Raw genomic sequence first — 16,366 nt, forward strand, 5'->3', positions numbered from 1 at the left:
TCAGGCTCCTTCGGCGGGAATGGGGCCGGCGATCCCCGGATGCGTGTGCGTCGCCAGCACGTCGGCGGGGTGCGCGGGGCTGGGATCGTGCTCGCCTTCCTCCGGCGCGCGCCCCAGCAGGCGGAGCAGGATGGCCAGACCCGATCCGAACACGATCACATAGACCACCACGAAAGCCGCCAGCGTCACCGCCATGCTGGACAGGACGATCGGCGAAACGCTCTCGGACGTCCGCAGAAGACCATAGACCGTCCAGGGCTGCCGCCCGACCTCGGTGGTGATCCATCCGCACAGCAGCGCGATGAAGCCGGCAGGCGCCATGCACAGCGCCACGCGATGAAAGACCGGGCTGGTGAACAGGGCGCTGGTCCGGCGCAGCCACAGCGACCAGAACCCCACCAGCGCCATCAGAAAGGCCAGGGCGACCATGATACGGAACGAGAAGAAGATGATCGGCGACGGCGGCCGCTGGTCGCGGGGGAAATCTTTCATCCCCGGCACCTTGCCGTCGAGACTGTGCGTCAGGATCAGCGAGCCCAGCAGCGGCACCTTCACGGCATAATCCGTCCGCTCCGTCTCCATGTTCGGAATGCCGAACAGAAGTTCCGATGCCCGTCCCTCGGTCTCCCAGTCGCCTTCCATCGCGGCGATCTTCACCGGCTGGTATTTCAGCGTATTCAGCCCATGCGCGTCACCGGCCAGGATCTGTAGCGGCGCCACGATCGCGGCCATCCACATGGCCATGGAAAACATCACCCGGACCGGTTCGCTCGCGATCGCTCCCGCCCGCCGCGCCTTCAGCATGTGCCACGCGCCGGTCGCCCCCACGGCGAACGCGACGGAGAGAAACGCCGCCAGCCCCATATGGACCAGCCGGAACGGAAAGGACGGATTGAAGATGATGGCCAGCCAGTCGTCGGGCATGAAGCGCCCGGTGGCCGGATCGATCGTATAGCCGCGCGGGGTCTGCATCCATGAATTCGATGCCAGGATCCAGGTCATCGAAATCAGCGTCCCCACCGAAACGCAGCAGGTCGCGGCGAAATGCAGCCCCCGCCCGACCTTGCCCATGCCGAACAGCATGACGCCGAGGAAACCCGCTTCCAGAAAGAAGGCGGTCATGACCTCGTAGGACAGGAGAACGCCCGTAATCGGCCCGGCCTTCTTCGAAAAGACCGACCAGTTGGTCCCGAATTCGTAGGACATGACCAGTCCGGACACGACGCCCATGCTGAAGACGATCGAAAAGGCCTTGATCCAGTAGCGATACAGATCGAGAAAGACCTGGCGCCCGGTTTTCAGCCACAACCCTTCCAGAACGGCCAGATAGGCCGCCAGCCCGATGGAGAAGGCCGGGAAGATGATATGAACGCCCACGGTAAAGGCGAACTGAAAACGCGCCAGGATCAGCGCAAGGGCAGCGGTCTGCATCAATACCTTCCTAAAAGCCCGACATCGGTGTCTGCGTCAGGCAACGGATTCCGGGGAATGAAGCGTGATGAAGTCTTCCCGCCACGGGCGACCGCCGTGCCTGTTATTTTGTCCTGCAGGACCTGCCACGATGTTCCAGCATCCCAGCCAGATCACGCGAGCGGCGGGGCGTCCAAGACCTTTTGCTTATGGCATTATGCACCACATGCATAACGATCAGTAATGTGTGACCATCCTGGTTATTTAGTTCATCCCGATATCTTGTCATGAACGATCATCTGCCTATGCTGAGCGTCCGCAATCGTTATACGAGCCCGCCCGCAGGGAGTTTCAGTCCGTTGGCCACACCGCAACCCGTTGGTACGAAGCTGACCCAGGCAGCCATTTTCCTTGTTGCGACATTAAGCGAGAGCCCTTCGATCAACACGCAGGTCCGCGATCTTCTGGGAGATCTCTCCTCTCTCGTGCGCGGTGTCGGATTCCGGGTCCCCGACGGGAGGTTAAGCTGCATCACCGGCATCGGTTCGAACGCCTGGGATCAACTCTTCGGCACCCCTCGCCCCCGGGACCTGCATCCGTTCCAGGAAATCCGGGGCGTGCATCACGCCCCCGCCACGCCGGGCGACCTGCTCTTCCATATCCGCGCGGCCAGGATGGATCTCTGCTTCGAACTCGCTTCTTCCATCGTCTCCCGGCTGGAGGGCGCCGGCAAGGTCGTGGATGAAGTCCACGGATTCAAATATTTCGACGAACGCGACCTGCTCGGCTTCGTGGATGGTACCGAAAACCCCTCCGGCCAGGTCGCGATCGACGCGGCCATCGTCGGCGACGAAGACCCCGTCTTCGCCGGCGGCAGCTATGTCATCGTCCAGAAATACCTGCACGACCTCAGGAAGTGGGATGCCATCCCGACCGAAGTGCAGGAACATATCATCGGCCGTCGAAAAGTATCGGACATCGAACTCGCCGACGCAGCCAAGCCCAGCTATGCCCATAACGTCCTCACCAATATCGAGGAGAACGGGCAGCAACTGCAGATCGTGCGCGACAACATGCCCTTCGGCGAAGTGGGCAAGGGGGAGTTCGGCACCTATTTCATCGGCTATGCGCGCTCCCCCGCGCGCACCGAGCAGATGCTGCGGAACATGTTCGTCGGCAAGCCGCCCGGCAATTACGACAGGCTCCTCGATGTCAGCACGGCCGTGACCGGGGCCCTGTTCTTCATTCCCACCGCCGAATTCCTGGATAACGCGCCGGACATGGACGCCGAAGCCCCCGGGGCCTCCAGCCCGGACGACCAGCCCTCCCTCCCTGCCTCCTCCCCCGATCGGCACGGCACAGGCCCGCACGACGGCTCGCTGGGCATCGGCTCCTTAAGGAAGGACATCTGACATGAACAATCTCCACAGACATCTCGCCCCCATCTCCAGCGCCGCCTGGGCGCAGATCGAGGAAGAGGCGTCACGCACCATCCGTCGCCACCTGGCCGGCCGCCGCGTCGTCGACACGTCGGAACCGCGGGGGACCGCCTTCGCGGGCGTCGGCACCGGGCGCGGCACGCTGATCGACGCGCCCGGCAACGGCATCCGCGCCCTGCGGCGCGAGGTCCTGCCGCTGGTGGAACTGCGCGTTCCCTTCACGCTGTTGCGCACGGAAATCGATGCCGTCGAGCGCGGATCGCTCGATTCCGACTGGCAGCCCGTCAAGGACGCGGCGAAGCAGATCGCCTTCGCCGAGGATCGCGCGATCTTCGGCGGCTACGCGGCGGCCGGCATCCCCGGCATCCGCAACGGCACGTCCAACGCCCATCTCACGCTCCCCGCCCAGGCCCGGGACTATCCTCATGCCATCGCCGACGCCCTGAACGCGCTGCGCCTGGCCGGCGTGAACGGCCCGTATTCGGTGGTCCTCGGCGCCCAGGCCTTCGCCAATGTCAGCGGCGGCGACGATGACGGCTATCCGGTCTGCAAGCATATCGAGAGCATGATCGACGGAAAGATCATCTGGGCCCCGGCCATCGAGGGCGCATTCGTCGTCTCGACGCGCGGCGGCGACCTGGCGCTGGATATCGGACAGGATTTTTCGATCGGCTACCTGTCCCACTCGGCGGATACGGTCGAATTGTACCTGCAGGAAAGCTTCGTCTTCCGCGTCCTGACCAGCGAGGCAACCGTCGCCCTCGATCAGCCCGGACAGGCCCCCGCCTGATCGCCGCACCCGCGCCCAAACGGCGCGGGCAACGGACATGGGCATGAAGCGTTTCATATCGCAGGAACCCGCCGCCCCGTCACAGCCCCTTGCGAGGATAATTGGAATGGAAAACCCCCTGGAATCCTCTCCCGAAAGAGACGCGCGCATTCTCGCCAAGGCGAAGGAGATGTGGATCGCCGACGGAAAGCCCGCCTCCGGCCCCGAGGCCTACAAGGAAGCCGCCGCCGACCTGATCGGGATGGAACTCAATGCCGACGCCGGGCAGATCCCGGTGGAACCGCCCGTTCCCCTCGACGCCAACGGCCAGCCCATCGAGGAAGCCTGGCTGGAAGAGAATCTGGGCAACCCGGGCGGCTACATGAACGAACTGGACGACAAGCGGGAAACCCCCTTCGCAACCCGGCAGGACGAGGAAAAGGCCCTGAAGGACGAAACCTGACGCCCCTTCGGCCGCCGGCCCCCGGCAGATCGCCCATGAAGGAGAATCCCGGATGATCGCGATCTATCTTGACGACAGGACCGCCCCCGTCGCGCCCCGCGAAAACGGATGGTACATCATAGATGGCACCACCATCCTTCTGGCCGGCCCCTTCTCCAGCAGGGAACAGGCCCTCCTGTCGATCGACGAGCAGGAACCGGACCCGGAACCGGGCGTCCCCGCCTTCTGACGCCATTCGTCCATCGCAGTCAGCGAATCGCAGTCAGCGAACGGGCGGATCGGGATGAACGGGGCCCCCAGCCTCACCGTCCGGTTCGCCACTCCCCGGGTCGGCGGGATGGTCGATCAGGCGCATCAGGTCGTCCGGAATGGGTTCGTCGATCACGCTTCCGAACAGGCGGCGCAACCCGCGCTCCAGCCACAGCGCAAATGCCTGCTGGCCGGGATCGGCCCGGCCACAGCCGGCCTCCGATGGGTCTCGCCCGCTCGATGGCCCGCTCAATGGACGGTATCGCTTTTCCGGCGCGCCGTCCTCAGCAAGGCATCGGCCCTGTTCCTGACCCGAAGCCAGAATACGGCCTCATCGGTCAGGTCATCCTCCACGCATCGCCTGATCTGACGCCGGATCACCCCAGGAGCCTCCCCGCCATAAATCCTGATCAGGCTCGCCGCGACGGTGGAAGCGGTTATCCCCGCTTCGTCAAGCTCTTCCATCCCCGCACCCCGATCGTCTCCGATGGACGTTCGACGCCAGCGCGCTGGATCGGGGAAAGAAGGGTACACGTCTCCCCCGCCGTCCCTGGCGTCGGGCGGTTAGCAACGTGTTTCAACTAGGCAAAAGCACGCCCTGCCTATTCCCAGACGACACGCGGCCGAAACCACGCACCGCTGGACCATAGGTCCGGGTGTTATATTCGGCAGGCCACCCGACAGAGGAGGCCGCCTAGTTGAAAGGCGTTGCTAAGCGCCACTTTCAGGATAACACAGGGTGATCGCTCCCGCCAACACCCGTACCGGCACGCGTGGCGAGCCGCCCCTTGCCGGACCAGCCCGTCCTACGCCGCGCAGGTGCCACGCCGCTCCACTCTCCTAATGAAAATCCCTCGATCTCACGGCGATTCTTTTTCCGTTCTTTCTCTGGCACCGGCCCGTCGCCCGGAGGGGCTGCTGGTTTCGCCTGTGGTGGCGTCCATTCTGCCGACAGCAGCGGGGAGTCGGATCGCTGGGAGACCGGGATCGCGACGATGAGGAGTACACGACCTCAGAACTGGAAGACTAAGGCCTGTTGGATCTTGATCCAATCTGCGGCTGCTGCGAGGTGAAGGTCAGCGAGGAATGAGGCGGCGGTTTTTTCGTATCGCATTGCGATGGCGCGCCATTCCTCCAGACGAACCCAGAGGTTTTCCAATAGCACCACGAAAATTCGTGGTGCCGGACATTATATTAATTCTTGACGGTAAAAACGACAGCATGCTGACCGGTAAAATAGTTTGCTGTTGTCACGGTCGCTGAGCACGAAGAATTCGAGTAAGCCGAGGGCGTCAGGGTCCACGTCACGGTTCCGTACACCGGGTCAACGTTCTCAAGGGTGCCCCAGTGAAAGGAGCAGGCTTTATATTGAAGCGTGCCGGCGTCCACAACACCATCTGTCGTAAACAGGATGGGGCCGCTCGTGCCGTTCGCAGGGATCGTTGTCGGTACACCAGGGCTCGCGGTCCCGCTGATATTGATCTTTCCGATCAAAGATACGGGCGAAGATGTCGCGTTATTGAACGTAACCGTTGTCTGGATTGTATCTGCCTGAGCCTTTGCGGTTAAACCTGTCAGGCCATAAGCGGAGAGAAGAACCAGAGCCGACGTGGAGAGGAATTTTTTCATTGGCAGAGTATCCTATGGTCACGAATTTTCGTCGCAACAGTATCATTACGAGAACGGTATTTGAGCATTGTCGCTGGAATACCACGTTGGATACGCTAACAATTTTCTCTTATGACAAAGAATTGTATTAATGAATTTAACTTATACGGAAACCGCATCACCAATATTAATGACTTGTTAACCATTGAACGGATTGTATCTGATTAACATTCGCATAGTGGGACAAGCTGATGACGACAGTCAGCGCGGCACAATCCGCCGCCATTTACCTTTCCGCGTCAAAAAATGATAGCTCGACACAAGAGTTAGACAATACGACAACGAAAATATCGGGTTATTCAAGCTCATCCACGTCCCACAGCGGAGATACGATTACCCTTTCTGCGGCTGCCACGGCTGCCCTTGCCGCAACATCCAGCACGACGACGGATTCGCAAGCGGCCTATTACGCGCAATTCTTTCCCACGCGCTCGGGCACGTCCGCGAGTTTCGGTGAAAATGTGCTTGATCCTGCGGCCACAACGATCTCGACCGGACTCAGTGCTTCAGGGATCGCACAGGCTGCGCGTGCCAGCATGGATGCGGAATACGCCTCCATGGACGCTAGCGGAAAGCCATTCAATTACGATAGTGCGAACGGGACGGACTGGTACACGCTGATGTCCGGTCTGGACAGAACTGCTCTCGCTGCGGTGTCGTCGAATCAAGGTGGTCTGTTCTCTACAAAAGAACAGGGCATGGCGCAGTACATCATGCTTCAGCAGGAGCAGCTTGCTACAGGAAATTACTCCGGACCAATGGACCTTGAGTCAAAATTCATCCCTGCACCTGCCAGTGGTCAAGGATATTCCATTGATTCAAGTGATGCAACGGTTTCAAACCGGTCGAATGTGACCTATTCTTCTATAGCCAGTTCGAAGAATTTGAGCATGTATTTAGACAAGGCCGGTTCTTACGAAAAATCAACGATCGGATGGGCCTTCAATCGTGCCTCCGTGCAGACTGCTTATGAAGAAGAGATGGGCGCGGCAAACAAGCCTGTCGATTCAAAATACGTCAGTAACCTATCCATCGTCGGGATGCTGAGTGAGTTGATGAAGAATGCCCAGAAAGCGCATGTCCGCAGTAACCCATCTGTTCTCAATGTCACCGATCTGTTCAACGAGACATGGGCCAAGGGGCATGAAGCCACGATCCAGGCGGCACTGACCACGCCCCGCAAGGAATTGGGGTTCTCCCAAAGTTGATTCAATCCGTCAGTCAGGACCACCAAACGATGTTCGTCTCCGCTACGACCACATACACCGGCAACGACCGTTCGTCTGTGGCGGATAGTGCGACCAACGGCAAGGTGGCCTCCACCGCCACCGGTCAGGTGGACCAGACGGACACGTCAGCCGTTTTGGTGACGCTTTCGCAGACCGGTCTCGATTTCCTGAAGGGAGCATCCCCCGACAGCGGCGCCGCGCTGTCCGCCCAACAGGAAGCCGTGACCCGGCTGGATCAGATGATCCAATCCGGCCGGCAGTTCGCCAAGGAGGCTGCGGAAGAACGGGTCAACATGCTCAATGCCCAGATGCGACTGCTTATGGAAATGAAAGCCCTGCTTTCACCCAAAGCCCTCGCTCTGGAAGTGGCGCAGCTTACCACCCAACTCGCGGCTGCCGTGGCGCAGTACGTGCAAAGTGGCGGAACGAACGCCAGCGGCTCAGCTGTCGGTAGCATGGTGCTGGCAACGCCGCAGGACGGCGGACAGGCTCCATCGGGAGCCGATCAGGCCGCAACCGACGGGACGGATCTGGATGCCCAGCAGGCGGCAACAGGTGCGACGCGGGATTCGGATGGATCTGATCCCATGCCCAGACAGGCCGTGACCGCCGGACAGTCCGGAGCGTCGGCAGACGGCAACCCGGAATTCCAGCAGGCCGTCATCGCCCTGGCCAGCCAGATGAAGGCCCTTCTCCGGGAAAGCAAGGAACACCTGAAAAAGCAGGACGTGACATCGGACAGCAATCTCCAGAGCGCTCAGAACGCCCTTGATACCGTCGACCAGCTCCTTCCGACCGTATCCTGACCGGCGGCCCGTGGCGGTAACAGCTCCGGGCCTGTCGGGTGAGCTGAACAAAGAAATTGCTGATGCCCTTTTTGGATCGTCCGGTCAGAAGAAGAAAACAGCAAAAAAACCTGAGACTGATACGAATCATCCGTCATCTGACAGTGATAGAACTTAAAAACGGAAGTTTTCTTAGCGCATATTTGGTTATTCTGTTTCTTTCGATTTCCCAATCTCATGCTCAGGGCGCCGGCAATGCGCCCACAGGCTCAACGGATGTCGTCGTTACCGGCCGACGGACACCAAAGACAAAAGACGTCATCGATCAATATTCGGCGCGAAACATCGACAATCTGGCCGCCATGACGATTGGGGAAGTCATCACCCGTCTTGAACGCCGAAATGGCGGTCGCCCCTTCTCGATCATCGTCAATGGTAGGCGACTGGCGGACATATCGGATCTGCGTGAGATCCCCCCGGAAGCCTTGGCCAAGATCGAGATCCTGTCCAATTCCAGCGCCGGCCGCTATGGCTTCAGCCCCGCGAACAAGGTCCTCAATCTGGTTCTGAAGAAGAATTTCTCATCGCTCACGGCGGACGCCGGCACCCGTTTGCCGACAGAAGGCGGGGGCGACAGCGGCAACGCCGCCCTCAGATATGTGAACATCAAGAACGAGAAACGCTTCAATGCCGCCCTATCCGGGCAGGCAAGCGAAGCCCTCTACGGGCGTGATCGCAAGAGCCTGCTTGATGACAGCGCCGACGACGCCGCGCTACTCCCATATCGCACCCTTCTGCCATCCAACCGCACCATCTCCCTGACGCCCGGCTTTGCTCTCCCCTTGGGGGCGGTGAATCTCAACGCCTCCGCGTCGCTGAGCGACATGCTGTCACAGCAGCTCGGCCGCTTCTTCTCGGCCGATGCAACGTTGGACGGAACGCCGCAACCTGTTAGCGCGCACGGCATTATCGACCTGTCGCACACGCTCTCATATCGGCTGGGACTGAATGCCTCGGGCATGATGAAGCGGATCAACTGGACAGCCGAACTGACCGGCTCCCTCGTGACCGGACAGACCAGCAGCCGCATCTCCCGAAAGCGCATCGCCGTTGCCTTGCCTGGTGGAAGCCAGACGATGCTCCCCACGGTTTATACGCCGCTTGCCACGTCCACGAACAGCTCGGACCTGGGAGGCGCGCTGACAGCCAATGCCCCGCTGACCTCATTGCCGGCCGGCGACATGACCATGAATACCCGATTGAGCGTGGATCTTCAGGATCTCGCTTCCACCACCAGATCCGCAGAATTCTCCCACCAGGCCAACGCGCAGATGCGCTCGCGGGCACATTTCGGGCTGGATGTTCCCCTGACCAGTCCGGATTTCACGCCTTTCAAAATGCCCGGCAGCACGTCCCTCTCCCTGAATGGCGATTATGAGCGGGCACAGCATGTCGGCGGCATGCCGAGTTACGACCTCTCCTGGGAATGGCAGCCGATCGACTCTCTGTCGATCAGCCTGGACAGAAGTGCGACGGGCTCCCTGACAGCTCTTTCCAGCAGCAATGCCCCCGTGATTTACACGCCTGGCGCTTTGGTCGTGGATGCCGTTACCGGCGATTACGCCCTTGTCACCCGGATTTCAGGCGGCGCACCCAATCTCCGTTCCACGTCACAGAGCGACATGACGGCCAGAATCAGCTTCAATAAGACAGTCGGCGCAACGAACATGGCTGCGACCGTAGAATACGAATCATCAAAGATCACAAATCCGATCATCTCGATTGTGACGCCGAACCCGCAATTCCAGCGCCTGTTTCCCAATCGGTTTATCCGAGACGCAGCCGGGCACCTGACAACAATGGATACCCGCCCCTTTAATGCCGCCGGGGAAATGATTACCGCCCTGCGACCCAACATTCATCTCTCTGGCACGATCGATACTCAGAGTGAGCGCCAGGATAACGGTGTGGATTGGGATTTCAGCCTGTCGCACGAATGGAAATTGAGCGATCAGTTGAATCCCACACAGGGGGCGGAAAGTGTCGATCTGCTCAAGACACCGCTTGACGGCGTGCGCGGAGCCCCACGCCATCAGGTGGATGTAGAAGCCGAGGCATCGTACCGCAGACTCAATGCCCAACTCTCCGCGAAATGGCGCTCTGGATCGCGTGTGCAAGATGTAACCGCCGCCGAACCCTATTCCATTCATTATGCAAGTTTCTGGACCGCCGATGCTGTTGTTTCCTATACCTTCAAGCTCCAAGGGAAGGCTGCGGGCACATCAAAATCCCTCAGAGTCTGGCTTTCGGTGTCGAATATATTCGACAGACGACAGAGTATCCGGGATTCTGCTGGTGATACGCCGGCAGCCTATCAACCGGCGTTTCTTGATCCAGCCGGACGCATCGTTGCCATTCGAGCAAGCGTACCTCTGTAGGAATACGATTGAGGCGCTTAGGCTTCGGCGAAGCTGTGGCATTCGACCTGCGCGAGAATGAGCTTTACCCGATCATCGCCTTCGACATGACCGTGCTGCTGGCCACACGACCAGCCCATAACCTGGTCCAGAACATCGTCAGGGATCACAAGCTTCTTGCGTCGGACATCATGCCTCCTTCTCCGGCATCACACCAAACACATGAAACTCAGGATAGGCCCGTCGCCTGCCCATAATGGGCTTATTGTAATCGGCATCTGGTGGAAAACCTCCAGGCTTGTCTGACGAATGGCACGCCGTCGCAACGCGATACGAAAAAACCGCCGCCTCATTCCTCGCTATCCTTCACCTCGCCGCAGCCGCAGATCGCACCAATATCCAACATGATTTAATGAAAATCCCTCGATATCACGTCGATTTTTTCCGTTTTCTTACCCTCTCCCGCCCCGTTCTCCAGGCCCGCTCCCCGGTTTCCCACATCGGCCAGCAGGTCTGAAAGATCCGTGATCTCGCGTGCCACCAGATGCACGACCTCCCCTTCCTTCTGCACGCTGCCCATCACGGCAAGCATCTGCCCCGACATGACCAGGCTGCGATATGTCTCGAACAGGTCGCGCCATATGATGACGTTCAGCGCACTGGTTTCATCTTCAAGTGTCAGGAACACCACGCCCTCGGCCGAGCCGGGGCGCTGGCGCACCAGCACCAGGCCGGCCGCCGTCAAACGCCTGCCATCCCTGGCCTCCATGACGTGCCGGCACGGCACGATCCCCATCCCGCGCAGATCGTCGCGCAGAAAGGCAACGGGGTGGTCGCGCAGGCTCAGGCCGATCCGGTTGTAATCCCGCGTCACCTCGGCCCCCTCGCGCATGGGCTGAAGCAGCACGGCGGGTTCCTCCGCCTCCCGCGCGACGGAGGCGGCCGCGAACAGCGGCAGGGGCTCGTCACGCAGCGCCTTGATCGCCCACAGCGCCTCACGCCGCGGCAGGCCCAGGCTGGGCCGGAACGCATCCGCCTCGGCCAGATGCGTCAGCGCCGCGACCCTCACCCCCGCCCTGCGCCACAGATCGTCGACGGAAGCGAAGGGCCGGTCCCCCCGGGCCCCCACGATGCAGGCCGTATCCCTGTCGCTCAGTCCCCTGACCAGGCTCATGCCCAGCCGAACGGCAAGATACCCTTTTTCCGTCGCCGGCCCTTCCAGCGTGCTATCCCAGCGCGAGGCGTTGATGCAGACGGGCCGCACTTCCACCCCATGCTCGCGCGCGTCCCGCACCAACTGGGCCGGCGCATAGAACCCCATCGGCTGGGAATTGAGCAACGCGGCCAGGAACACATCGGGATGCCTGCATTTCATCCAGGATGACGAATAGGCAAGGATTGCGAAACTCGCCGCATGGCTCTCCGGAAATCCATACGACCCGAATCCCTCCAACTGCTGGTAGATCCGTTCGGCGAATTCGGGCGCATAGCCGTTCGCCTTCATGCCTTCGACCAGCTTGGTCTGGAACCTGCCGATCGTGCCGGTATTCTTGAAGGTGGCCATCGCGCGCCGGAGTTGATCGGCCTCGCTGGCGGTAAAATCGGCGCAAACCATTGCCACCTGCATCGCCTGCTCCTGGAACAGGGGGATGCCCAGCGTCTTTTTCAGCACCTTCTCCAGTTCCGGGGTCGGATAATCTTCCGTCTCGATCCCTTCCCGCCGCCGCAGATAAGGATGGACCATATCCCCCTGGATCGGGCCGGGCCGCACGATGGCAACCTCGATCACCAGATCATAGAATTCGCGCGGCTTCAGGCGCGGCAACATGGACATCTGCGCCCGGGATTCGATCTGGAACACCCCGATCGTATCCGCCTTGCGGATCATGGCGTACGTGTCGGGGTCCTCGGCCGGAATGGTGGCAAGCGTGAAATGCTCCCCTTTATGGTCGGCCAGAAGATCGAGCCCCTTCTTCATGCAGGTCAGCATGCCCAATGCCAGGCAATCGACCTTCATGAATTTCAGGACGTCGATATCGTCCTTGTCCCATTCGATGATCTGCCTGTCATCCATCGCCGCAGGCTCGACCGGCACCAGTTCGTCCAGCCGGTCACGGGTCAGCACGAAGCCGCCCGGATGCTGCGACAGATGGCGCGGCACGCCGATCAGGCAGCACGCCAGGTCCAGCGTCAGCCGGATACGCCGGTCGGACAGGTCGATGCCGGTATCCCGGAACTGCTCGGGGTCCGCATTCTTCGACCAGCCCCAGATCTGGCCCGAAAGCGTGCGGATCAGATCCTCGGGCAGACCCATGACCTTGCCGACATCCCGCAACGCCCCCTTGGCGCGATAGCGGATCACCACGGCCGTCAGGGCCGCACGATCGCGGCCATAATGGCCATAGACCCACTGGATCACCTGCTCGCGCCGTGCATGCTCGAAATCGACGTCGATATCGGGCGGTTCCCCCCGTGCCTCGGAGACAAACCGCTCGAACAGCAGATTATTGCGCGCCGGGTCGATGGCGGTGATGCCCAGCACGTAGCAGACCGCGCTATTGGCCGCCGATCCCCGCCCCTGGCACAGAATATCCTCGGCGCGGGCATGGCGCACGATGCTGTTCACGGTCAGGAAATAGGGCGCGTAGTTCATGCGCGCGATCAGGGCCAGCTCATGCTTCAGGCTTTGCCTGACCGTATCGGGAATACCTTCGGGATAGAATTTCTCGGCCCCTTCCCACGTCAATTCCTCCAGCGCCTGCTGCGGCGTCCGGCCCGGTACCGACACCTCGTCGGGATATTGATAGGCAAGGTCATCGAGGCTGAACGTGCAGCGTTCCACGATCTCGATCGTGCGGCCCATCGCCTCCGGATAGCGGGCGAACAGGCGCGCCATCTCATGCGGCGGCTTGAGATAACGGTCGGCATGGCGCTCGCGTGCGAAGCCGGCCTCATCGATGGTGGTATTATGCCGGATGCAGGTCACGACATCCTGCACGATGCGCCGGTCGTGGGTATGGAACAGCACATCATTGGTCACCACGGTCGCTACCCGGGCCTGATGCGCCAGGTCGGCCAGCGCATACAGCCGCACCTGGTCATTGGGCCGCCGCAGCAGCGTCAGCACCATATAGGCACGATCACGAAACGCTTCCTTCAGCATGCGCAGACGCTGCGCACACGCCTCATCGGCCCCATCCGGAACCAGAAGGACGATCAGCCCCTCCCCCCATGCGACCAGGTCTTCCCACAGCAGATGGCACCTGCCCTTCCCGGCCCGCGCCTTGCCGATGGTCAGCAGGCGGCACAGGCGGCCATAGGCGGCCCGATCGGTCGGATAGACCAGCACAGGCGAAAAATCGGCCAGATCCAGGCGACAGCCGACGACCAGCCGCACCCCGGCTTCCTTCGCCGCCACATGGGCCTGCACCATGCCCGCCAGCGTATTCCGGTCGCAGAGCCCAAGGGCCTCGATCCCCAGCGCCTTCGCCTGCTGGAACAGGTCGGCCGGCGCGGACACCCCGCGCAGGAAGGAAAAATAACTCGTCACCTGCAATTCGGCATAACGGGTCATCCGAAGATCCCATGCAGGAACCAGCCCTGCGACCCGGTCTCGCCATGTTCCCCGTCACCGGCACGATAGATCCAGAACCGCTCTCCGGATGTATCCTCCACCCGGAAATAGTCGCGCGCCGTGGTCAGTTCGGCATCCCCCTTCCACCATTCGCCAAACACCCGTTCCGGCCCATCGGCGCATTTCACCTTCCGCCGCACACCGCGCCAGATGAAGAAGACCGGCGGCTGGTCGGGCAGTTCGGCCATGGCCTGCACGGGCTCGGGCCGGGGCAGCAGGCGCGTCGGGCGCGGCCAGTGATCCGGCCAGTCCCGCGCGTCGTCCGGCGCCAGGGCAGGCACCCGGCAGAAGGAACGTTCCGGAATATCGCTTTCGACCGGCGCGACGCGATACAGCGCCCGCATGCCGACACGATTGGACAGGATATCGATCAGGCCGGAAAGATCGGGTTCCTCCGCCTCGCCCAGCAGCGACAGGGCCTGGCGCGCCCCCACCCTCTCGGCCTGCGAGGCCGTCAGCACCATGCGCTCGATCCCGAAACCCGGATCGATGGTCTCGATCTTCTCGCAGAGCAGCCGGATCAATCGTCTGGCGTCCCGTACCGGCTGGGCAGTGGCGACCCGGATCGCTTCGGCACGATCGTCCACCCGGTGCAGCAGCAGGTCGAAACACCGGCCACCCTGCCCACGCTCCTCCAGCATCTGGCAGAGCGGGGGCACCAGCGTGCCGATCATGCGGGCGATCGTCTCGGCTGCCCCGATCGGCTCGGCAAAATTCCGGCAGACCTCCACCGGTTCAACGGGGCGCACAGGGACAATGGCCTCGGCCACACGCCCGAACGCCTGGTCCAGCCTGCACGCGACCTCCGGGCCGAACCGCAGGGCCAGCGGCGCGCGCGGCATGGCGGCAAGCGCACCGATGCGCGACACGCCCAGCGCATGCAACCCGTCGACAATGCCCTCAGGCAGACGCAGGGCCGCGACAGGCAGATCCGCAATCGCGGCCACCACCCCGCCGGGCGGCACGACCAGCATCCGCGCCCGGCCATAACGCGCCAGCGCATGGGCGGCCCCCAGCGTATCGGCGACAACCGCCTTGACGGTGATTCCGGTGTCGCGCAGCCGCTGGACCATCGCCGCCAGCATGGCCGGCTCGCCACCATGCAGGTGATCGGCCCCACTGGTGTCCAGCACGATGCCATCCGGCGGGTCGGCGGCCACGATGGGGGCGATACGGCGCTGCAACCACAAGGCCAGCTTTTCCAGCCCCTCACGGTCCCCCTGCGGATCGGCCTCCATGATGGTCAGGTCGGGATGAAACGCCTGCGCCTTGGCCACCGGCGTACCAGGACGCAACCCCGCCTTGCGGGCGGCAAGATCGACCGAGAGCACGACCCGGCTCCGCCCCTCGCGGCCAACCAGCGCCAGCGCCGCGTCAGGCGCGGGCGCGCCGTCGCCCAGCCTCTTCCTGACCCTGTCCGTCGGCCAGAATGGCAGGTAGAGCGAGACGATTCGCGACACGGGCGCTTTGGGCAAGCCTCCCTTCTCCATCGCAGGCCTCCACGTCGAAAACGGCTTCGTCCCCAGCCCGGGCCCGAATCAGCTCCAGCCTCCAGCGCGGCCGCCCCACGCCCGGCACCGGCAGGGCAACGGATGGCAGCACCGACACCCGCCAGCGCGTGACGCTGGCCGTCGGCTGGCCGAAATCGGCCGCCCCGGTCGGATGCCGCCACCGCCGGATCGCGATACCCAGCGCGCCCGACGTCTCGGCGGCCAGTTGCAGGCGGCGCGAGGCCGTCATCGACAGCCGCGCCACTTCGGCCACCACGGCCCCCAGCCCGCCATGCCGCAGCCCCTCTTCGAAACAGGCCAGCACATCGACCTCCGATCCCGCCTCGACATAGATGACCCGCCGCCCCGACAGCCCAACCTGCATCAGGGCCGGCGCGAAGACATCCTGTCGGCTGACGATCCACAGAATCCTGCCCCGCGTCCGGGCCGCGATCCCGGCCGAAAACTGGCCGGCGGCCGCGGCGTGCTGGGCATCGCACCCACCGCCCGCCACCTCATGCAGCGCCCCCAGCGTCAACCCGCCGCCCGGCAGGCGGCTGTCGATCTCCTCCAGGCCGAACGGCAGGACCGCCCGCCTGCGCCCGGCCCCGCCTTCCAGACGGCTGATCTGCTCCCGCAGCACCTCCAGCGCGGAACGGGGTTCGGGTGCGGGCATGCGGCAAGACAGTCCATCCATGATATCCCGACCGAGGCTTCCCGATCGGCGGCCAGGTAAATATGTTCCCTATTTGTTCCATATCAGGGGTCGGCGTCAACGACTTTCCAGACGGCCCCCGACATTTGATCCGCATT

Annotated in this window: 13 protein-coding genes and 1 pseudogene; 8 read left to right on the forward strand and 6 right to left on the reverse strand. The window is 62.3% G+C overall.

The window, feature by feature from the left end:
* Entirely contained in the window at nt 1-1,431 is a 1,431-nt protein-coding gene (locus HLH36_RS06180) for a cytochrome ubiquinol oxidase subunit I (protein WP_182985565.1), read from the reverse strand.
* 338 nt (nt 1,432-1,769) lie between these two features.
* Here HLH36_RS06180 and HLH36_RS06185 point away from each other — a divergent pair, with 338 nt between their 5' ends.
* The 4 genes from HLH36_RS06185 to HLH36_RS06200 all read left to right on the forward strand — a co-directional run bounded on the left by HLH36_RS06185 (nt 1,770) and on the right by HLH36_RS06200 (nt 4,310).
* Nucleotides 1,770-2,822: a Dyp-type peroxidase gene (locus HLH36_RS06185; RefSeq protein ID WP_182985754.1), complete on the forward strand. Its 1,053-nt coding sequence runs from the start codon at nt 1,770-1,772 to the stop codon at nt 2,820-2,822.
* 1 nt (nt 2,823) lies between these two features.
* Nucleotides 2,824-3,639 carry a family 1 encapsulin nanocompartment shell protein gene (locus tag HLH36_RS06190; protein WP_182965139.1) on the forward strand — a complete coding sequence of 272 codons (816 nt, stop codon included), beginning with the start codon at nt 2,824-2,826 and terminating at the stop codon, nt 3,637-3,639.
* 106 nt (nt 3,640-3,745) lie between these two features.
* Complete coding sequence (locus HLH36_RS06195) at nt 3,746-4,081, forward strand: hypothetical protein (protein WP_182965138.1); 336 nt, start codon at nt 3,746-3,748, stop codon at nt 4,079-4,081.
* A gap of 52 nt (nt 4,082-4,133) precedes the next feature.
* Nucleotides 4,134-4,310, forward strand: coding sequence for a hypothetical protein (locus HLH36_RS06200; protein ID WP_182985566.1), 177 nt, complete (start codon nt 4,134-4,136; stop codon nt 4,308-4,310).
* A gap of 33 nt (nt 4,311-4,343) precedes the next feature.
* Here HLH36_RS06200 and HLH36_RS06205 read toward each other — a convergent pair whose 3' ends face one another.
* Nucleotides 4,344-4,583 (reverse strand): NepR family anti-sigma factor, encoded by a 240-nt coding sequence (locus tag HLH36_RS06205; protein ID WP_182985567.1) that lies wholly within the window; start codon nt 4,581-4,583, stop codon nt 4,344-4,346.
* 941 nt (nt 4,584-5,524) lie between these two features.
* The gene (locus HLH36_RS06210; RefSeq protein ID WP_182985568.1) at nt 5,525-5,959 is read right to left on the reverse strand and encodes a hypothetical protein; all 435 of its coding nucleotides are present in this window, start codon (nt 5,957-5,959) and stop codon (nt 5,525-5,527) included.
* 230 nt (nt 5,960-6,189) lie between these two features.
* Here HLH36_RS06210 and HLH36_RS06215 point away from each other — a divergent pair, with 230 nt between their 5' ends.
* The 4 genes and pseudogenes from HLH36_RS06215 to HLH36_RS19730 all read left to right on the forward strand — a co-directional run.
* A complete protein-coding gene (locus tag HLH36_RS06215; RefSeq protein ID WP_182985569.1) occupies nt 6,190-7,206 on the forward strand; it encodes a hypothetical protein in 1,017 nt (338 codons plus the stop codon).
* Between the two features lie 29 nt (nt 7,207-7,235).
* Nucleotides 7,236-8,033 carry a hypothetical protein gene (locus HLH36_RS06220; RefSeq protein ID WP_182985570.1) on the forward strand — a complete coding sequence of 266 codons (798 nt, stop codon included), beginning with the start codon at nt 7,236-7,238 and terminating at the stop codon, nt 8,031-8,033.
* 62 nt (nt 8,034-8,095) lie between these two features.
* Nucleotides 8,096-10,450 (forward strand): porin family protein, encoded by a 2,355-nt coding sequence (locus tag HLH36_RS06225; RefSeq protein ID WP_182985571.1) that lies wholly within the window; start codon nt 8,096-8,098, stop codon nt 10,448-10,450.
* 212 nt (nt 10,451-10,662) lie between these two features.
* Nucleotides 10,663-10,817 (forward strand): annotated as a pseudogene (locus HLH36_RS19730) (IS5-like element ISMex42 family transposase); the annotation flags it as partial.
* A gap of 21 nt (nt 10,818-10,838) precedes the next feature.
* On the opposite strand, the gene HLH36_RS06230 reads toward HLH36_RS19730, so the two are convergent.
* From HLH36_RS06230 to HLH36_RS06240, 3 genes are read right to left on the reverse strand one after another with little or no spacing between them, the layout of a single operon-like run.
* Nucleotides 10,839-14,003 (reverse strand): error-prone DNA polymerase, encoded by a 3,165-nt coding sequence (locus HLH36_RS06230; protein ID WP_182985572.1) that lies wholly within the window; start codon nt 14,001-14,003, stop codon nt 10,839-10,841.
* The gene (locus tag HLH36_RS06235) at nt 14,000-15,463 is read right to left on the reverse strand and encodes a DUF6504 family protein (RefSeq protein WP_456305453.1); all 1,464 of its coding nucleotides are present in this window, start codon (nt 15,461-15,463) and stop codon (nt 14,000-14,002) included. The genes HLH36_RS06230 and HLH36_RS06235 overlap by 4 nt, the downstream gene beginning before the upstream one ends.
* The gene (locus HLH36_RS06240; protein WP_182965133.1) at nt 15,438-16,229 is read right to left on the reverse strand and encodes an ImuA family protein; all 792 of its coding nucleotides are present in this window, start codon (nt 16,227-16,229) and stop codon (nt 15,438-15,440) included. The genes HLH36_RS06235 and HLH36_RS06240 overlap by 26 nt, the downstream gene beginning before the upstream one ends.
* Nucleotides 16,230-16,366: the final 137 nt, after the last annotated feature.

Source organism: Gluconacetobacter aggeris, assembly GCF_014174395.1.
Taxonomy (GTDB): Bacteria; Pseudomonadota; Alphaproteobacteria; order Acetobacterales; family Acetobacteraceae; genus Gluconacetobacter; species Gluconacetobacter aggeris.

What these genes read in the sequence shown, in the direction of transcription:
- HLH36_RS06180 (WP_182985565.1), bottom strand. Translation starts at nt 1,431, where the DNA reads ATGCAGACCGCTGCCCTTGCGCTGATCCTGGCGCGTTTTCAGTTCGCC.
- HLH36_RS06195 (WP_182965138.1), top strand. Translation starts at nt 3,746, where the DNA reads ATGGAAAACCCCCTGGAATCCTCTCCCGAAAGAGACGCGCGCATTCTC.
- HLH36_RS06225 (WP_182985571.1), top strand. Translation starts at nt 8,096, where the DNA reads ATGCCCTTTTTGGATCGTCCGGTCAGAAGAAGAAAACAGCAAAAAAAC.
- HLH36_RS06200 (WP_182985566.1), top strand. Translation starts at nt 4,134, where the DNA reads ATGATCGCGATCTATCTTGACGACAGGACCGCCCCCGTCGCGCCCCGC.
- HLH36_RS06210 (WP_182985568.1), bottom strand. Translation starts at nt 5,959, where the DNA reads ATGAAAAAATTCCTCTCCACGTCGGCTCTGGTTCTTCTCTCCGCTTAT.
- HLH36_RS06220 (WP_182985570.1), top strand. Translation starts at nt 7,236, where the DNA reads ATGTTCGTCTCCGCTACGACCACATACACCGGCAACGACCGTTCGTCT.
- HLH36_RS06240 (WP_182965133.1), bottom strand. Translation starts at nt 16,229, where the DNA reads ATGCCCGCACCCGAACCCCGTTCCGCGCTGGAGGTGCTGCGGGAGCAG.
- HLH36_RS06190 (WP_182965139.1), top strand. Translation starts at nt 2,824, where the DNA reads ATGAACAATCTCCACAGACATCTCGCCCCCATCTCCAGCGCCGCCTGG.
- HLH36_RS06230 (WP_182985572.1), bottom strand. Translation starts at nt 14,003, where the DNA reads ATGACCCGTTATGCCGAATTGCAGGTGACGAGTTATTTTTCCTTCCTG.
- HLH36_RS06215 (WP_182985569.1), top strand. Translation starts at nt 6,190, where the DNA reads ATGACGACAGTCAGCGCGGCACAATCCGCCGCCATTTACCTTTCCGCG.